Source organism: Dubosiella newyorkensis, assembly GCF_001945605.1.
In the GTDB taxonomy this organism is placed as follows: Bacteria; Bacillota_I; Bacilli_A; order Erysipelotrichales; family Erysipelotrichaceae; genus Dubosiella; species Dubosiella newyorkensis.
In genome coordinates this window covers 1-4,783 of the sequence record NZ_MPKA01000084.1, presented here as the reverse complement: position 1 = coordinate 4,783, position 4,783 = coordinate 1, and the positions used below count along the sequence as shown (strand labels likewise).

General features: G+C 45.6%; 4 protein-coding genes and 1 pseudogene. 4 read left to right on the top strand and 1 reads right to left on the bottom strand.

Features of this window, described 5'->3' with window-relative positions; all coding sequences use genetic code 11:
* Positions 1-244, bottom strand: a pseudogene (locus tag BO225_RS08280) (hypothetical protein); the annotation flags it as partial.
* Positions 245-537: 293 nt separating this feature from the next.
* On the opposite strand from BO225_RS08280, the gene BO225_RS08275 reads away from it, so the two are divergent.
* The 4 genes from BO225_RS08275 to BO225_RS08260 form a co-directional block, all read left to right on the top strand.
* On the top strand, positions 538-2,022 hold the full coding sequence (locus BO225_RS08275) for a UxaA family hydrolase (RefSeq protein ID WP_076341769.1): 1,485 nt from the start codon (positions 538-540) through the stop codon (positions 2,020-2,022).
* Positions 2,023-2,041: 19 nt separating this feature from the next.
* Positions 2,042-3,532, top strand: a complete 1,491-nt coding sequence (locus BO225_RS08270; RefSeq protein ID WP_076341768.1) for a tagaturonate reductase — start codon at positions 2,042-2,044, stop codon at positions 3,530-3,532.
* Between the two features lie 21 nt (positions 3,533-3,553).
* Positions 3,554-4,192 carry a bifunctional 4-hydroxy-2-oxoglutarate aldolase/2-dehydro-3-deoxy-phosphogluconate aldolase gene (gene eda / locus BO225_RS08265; RefSeq protein WP_076341767.1) on the top strand — a complete coding sequence of 213 codons (639 nt, stop codon included), beginning with the start codon at positions 3,554-3,556 and terminating at the stop codon, positions 4,190-4,192.
* A 4-nt stretch (positions 4,193-4,196) separates the two neighbouring features.
* The coding region (locus BO225_RS08260) for a sugar kinase (RefSeq protein WP_143356804.1) at positions 4,197-4,783 on the top strand (587 nt) is incomplete at its 3' end.

Below are 4,783 nucleotides of genomic sequence, written 5' to 3'. Positions count from 1 at the left end.
TCTGGGCCGAGCCTAACAATTCATTGGGGAAAATTTCCACTTCGTATTTATCGCCAAGCTTTTCTTCAATGATTTTTTTGAACTCGAGCATGCCAATATGTTCTGGATGCTCTTCCGATTGAGCGTGAGCGATCCGGATGATCCTTTTTCCTCCTGTGATCGAGTCAAAAGCAGAACATCCACTTAAACCAACCGCAGTTAAAACAACCAATAAGCTGGTAAAGAGTCGTCTCATAAATCTCATAAATGATCCTCCTTCTTTGAAAACTTATGTGTAAGCCTTTACAATCACAAACTATACATCACATCAATTCCAAACGCAACAGAGAAAATCAAATTTGTTAAAATAATCACATTCATCACGTATCATTCACCAAGATGTTTAGAATAATTAGTTAAATCGCCTTAATATAAACCATTTTTTGCATTCACATACAAACCGATTGACAACCCGTTCCCGGATGTGATACAAATTATGTAAGCTCTTACACACATTCATTCAAAATGTGGAAGAAATAATCATGTTAGGAGGAACACATGGAAAAGAAATGGATCCAAATCAATCCAATCGACAATGTCGCAGTCGCATTGTCCCCCCTTCAAAAAGGAGAAACGATCGAACTTGGCGAAAAGTCGGTCATCCTGAAAGAAGATATTGCCCAAGGCCATAAATTCGCCCTAAAACCGATCAAAGCCCAAGAAAATATTATGAAATACGGCTTATCGATCGGACACGCCAAACAAGATATCCAAGAAGGCGAATGGGTACATATCCACAACATCAAAACGAATTTAAACGATGTTCTTGAATATACGTACGACAAAAATGTACAACCTCTCGAACCACAAAAAGAAAGAATCTTTTTAGGCTATCGCCGTCCCAATGGTAAAGTCGGGATCCGCAACGAGATCTGGATCATCCCAACCGTTGGATGCGTCAACAACATCGCTCAAGCGATCGAGCGCGCCACACAATCTCTTGTTCAAGAGGGTGTCGAAGCGATCTGCGCTTTCCCGCACCCGTATGGATGCTCCCAAATGGGAGGCGATCAAGAAAACACAAGACGCATCTTAGCTGACTTGATCGAGCATCCAAATGCTGGCGGCGTCCTTGTCCTAGGACTTGGATGCGAGAATTCTAACATCCCTGAACTTAAAAAATATCTCAACGATCCTGAAAGCGACCGGATCGAATACTTAGTGAGCCAAGAAGTCGAAGATGAAATCGAAGCCGGTATCGAAAAAGTCAAAAAACTAGCCGAAAAGATCAAAAACGACAAACGCGAACCAATCGGCGCGAGCGAACTTGTGATCGGACTCAAATGCGGAGGATCCGATGGACTTTCTGGAATCACAGCCAATCCAACCGTTGGCGCCTTCTCCGATAAGCTCATTGCCCAAGGCGGAACGACAATCTTGACAGAAGTTCCAGAAATGTTTGGCGCCGAGACGCTTTTGATGAATCGCTGCGAAAACGAAGAGCTCTTCGAAAAAACAGTCGACCTCATCAATGGATTTAAACACTATTTCCAATCCCACGACCAAACGATTTATGAAAACCCGTCTCCAGGGAATAAAAAAGGCGGCATCTCCACATTGGAAGATAAATCGATGGGATGCACGCAAAAATCTGGAAAAGCGCCAGTCGAAGGCGTGCTCAGCTATGGCGAACCTGTCCAGCATAAAGGACTCAACCTGCTTTCTGCTCCAGGAAACGACTTAGTCGCCAGCACGGCGCTAGCAGCCAGCGGAGCGCATATCGTATTATTTACAACAGGAAGAGGAACCCCATTCGCATCCCCTGTGCCAACGATGAAGATCTCAAGCAATTCAAAGCTCGCCAACCACAAATCGAACTGGATCGATTTCAACTGCGGAGCGCTGTTAGAAAATAAAAATCTCGACGAACTTTCAGATGATCTATTGAATTATGTCCTTGAAGTCGCAAGCGGAAAACAAGTTGCCAGCGAGCGTGCCGGCTTCCACGATATGGCGATCTTCAAACAAGGTGTCACATTATAAAACAAGGAAAGGAACCACAATGAAAACACTGAACTATCAAACTTTAAAAGAATCCAACTACGACGGCTTTATTTTAGAGGATGCGCCAGTTCGCGTCCTGCAATTTGGCGAAGGAAACTTCTTGCGCGGCTTTGTCGACTATTTTATCGATGTCATGAACGAAAAAGCCAACTTTAACTCTAAAGTCACGCTCGTACAACCAATTAGTCAAGGCGCTTTCCGCCTCAAAGACATCATCAACGAACAACAAGGCTTATACACGCTCTATCTTCAAGGCTTTCAAGATGGGAAAGAAGTTCGTGAAAAGCGCGTGATTTCTACCGTGAAGAACTGCTTGAACGCCTACGAAGATTGGGATACCGTTCTTGAGCTCGCCAAAAACAAAGATCTGCGCTTTATCACCTGCAATACGACCGAAGCAGGAATCGTATACGATCCTAGCTGTCAGTTGAACGACACGCCAGCCCACAGCTATCCAGCGAAATTGACACAATTCCTATATGCGCGCTGGAAACAAAATCTTCCAGGCTTCATCATCTTGGCTTGCGAATTGATCGACAACAATGGAAAAGAACTCGAAAAATTCGTGCTCCAGCACGCGAAAGACTGGAATTTAGAAGAAGAATTCATCAAATGGATCCAAAACGAGAACATTTTCTGTTCAACACTTGTAGACCGCATCGTTACCGGCTATCCTCGCCAAGAAGCCGATCATTTAAACGCGGAAAACGGATATATCGACCAAACGCTCGATACAGGCGAAATCTTTGGCGTATGGGTCATTGAAGGACCACAATCGATCGCGAAAGAATTCCCATTTAAAGAAGCCGGGCTTCCGATCATTTTGACAGACAACCACAAGCCATATAAAGAAAGAAAAGTGCGGATCTTGAATGGCGCCCATACATCGATGGTTCTAGGGGCGTTCTTAGCTGGACAAACGATCGTTCGGGATTGTATGTACGATCCTACGATCAGCGCCTACTTGAATAAAGCGATCTATGAAGAAATCATTCCGACTCTTTCGCTTTCAAAAGAAGATTGCGAAGAATTCGCCCACGCTGTGAGCGAACGTTTCAAAAACCCATTCATCGATCATGAGCTCTTATCGATATCGCTCAACTCGACAGCGAAATGGAAAGCGCGCGTCATGCCTTCTCTTCTTGGCTATGTAGAAAAGTTTGGCAAGCTTCCAAAAGCTTTGAGCACTTCGCTTGCCAGCTACATCGCTTTCTATCGCGGAAAAGAATTGACAGAAGATGGTTTGAAAGCGATCAACCCTGTCACGAAAAAAGAATATACGATCAAAGACGACGCTGCCGTTTTGGAATTCTATGCCAACAACGCAAATCGTTCCAATGAAGAACTCGTTTCTCTTGTCTTGAGCAACGAAGAATTCTGGGGCCAAGATCTAAGCCAGATCCCAGATTTAGAAGAAGAAGTGCTCGCCGATTTGAACTTGATCGACGAAAAAGGCGCGATGGAAGCGATGAAAGCTTGCGTCGAATAAGAAAAGAAAGAAGGAACATCCATGAATACAGTCATTCAACGTTTTAAAGAAATCGGGATCATTCCTGTGATCGCACTCGAACATAAAGAAGACGCCTCCTTGTTAGCCGACGCGTTGTGCAAGGGAGGTCTTCCTGCTGCTGAAATCACCTTCCGTACCCGCGAAGCAGCCGCCTGCATCAAAGAGATGCGGACAAGCCATCCTGATATGCTCGTCGGCGCGGGAACGATCTTATCGACAGCCCAAGTGGACGAAGCGATCAGTGCCGGCGCTCAATTCATCGTCTCTCCTGGATTCGATGAAGAAGTCGTGAAATACTGCATCCAGAAAGACATTCCTGTCGTTCCTGGAACAGCTACCGCAACGGATGTGCAAGCCGCCTATAAGCTCGGCTTGAATTTTGTGAAAGTGTTTCCTGCCGAGATCCTTGGCGGCATCAAAATGATTAAAGCGATCGCGGCCCCTTACAACATGATGACATTCATGCCTTCTGGTGGAGTGAGCGAAAAAAACATGGACGCTTATTTAAAAGAAGACATCATTCTTTGTGTAGGCGGAAGCTGGATGGTCAAAAAAGATTTGATCGACAATAAAGAGTTCGATACGATCGAAGCCCTTTCCCGAGAAGCTCGTTCTCGTTTTGAAAAGATCAGAGGTTAATACAATGAAAAAGAAAGTAATCACATTCGGAGAATTGATGCTCCGCCTTGCTCCGCAAGGATACACTCGTTTCGTGCAGGCCGACAGCTTTGGAGCGACATACGGAGGCGGAGAAGCCAACGTCGCCGTATCGCTTGCCAACTATGGACACGACGCTTACTTTGTCTCCGCTCTTCCTGCTCACGAGATCGGACAGGCCGCCCTCAATTCCTTGAGACGCTATGGAGTGCTGACCGACTACATCAACCGCAGCGGAAACCGTCTTGGAATCTACTTCCTGGAAAAGGGAGCGAGCCAAAGACCAAGCAAAGTCATCTATGACCGCGCCGATTCTTCGATCGCTCTTGCCAAGAAAGAAGATTTCGACTGGGACGCGATCTTCAAAGACGCGAAATGGTTCCACTTCACGGGCATCACGCCAGCCCTCAACGACAATGTGGCAGAAATCACATTGGAAGCGTGCCAAAAAGCCAAAGAGCACGGGGTGAAGATCTCTTGCGATCTGAACTACCGCAACAAGCTCTGGAGCAAAGCCAAAGCCAAAGAAGTCATGAGCGAATTGACCAAATACATCGATGTCTGCATCGCCAA

Bases quoted from the DNA above. Each gene is read 5' to 3' on its own strand.
- eda (WP_076341767.1), top strand. From the start codon at position 3,554: ATGAATACAGTCATTCAACGTTTTAAAGAAATCGGGATCATTCCTGTG.
- BO225_RS08275 (WP_076341769.1), top strand. From the start codon at position 538: ATGGAAAAGAAATGGATCCAAATCAATCCAATCGACAATGTCGCAGTC.
- BO225_RS08270 (WP_076341768.1), top strand. From the start codon at position 2,042: ATGAAAACACTGAACTATCAAACTTTAAAAGAATCCAACTACGACGGC.